1 rRNA gene is annotated in these 304 nt (G+C 57.2%); it reads left to right on the forward strand.

From position 1 onward, the window contains the following. Window positions 1-304, forward strand: a 16S ribosomal RNA gene (locus JCM17207_RS00545); the annotation flags it as partial.

Below are 304 nucleotides of genomic sequence, written 5' to 3' on the forward strand. Positions count from 1 at the left end.
GCCTCGCGTCCGATTAGCTGGTTGGTGAGGTAACGGCCCACCAAGGCGACGATCGGTAGCCGGACTGAGAGGTTGAACGGCCACATTGGGACTGAGACACGGCCCAGACTCCTACGGGAGGCAGCAGTGGGGAATATTGCACAATGGGGGAAACCCTGATGCAGCGACGCCGCGTGGAGGAAGAAGGTCTTCGGATTGTAAACTCCTGTTGTTGAGGACGATAATGACGGTACTCAACAAGGAAGTGACGGCTAACTACGTGCCAGCAGCCGCGGTAAAACGTAGGTCACAAGCGTTGTCCGGA

Origin of the sequence: Faecalibacterium gallinarum (genome assembly GCF_022180365.1) — a bacterium.
Classification (GTDB): domain Bacteria; phylum Bacillota; class Clostridia; order Oscillospirales; family Ruminococcaceae; genus Faecalibacterium; species Faecalibacterium gallinarum.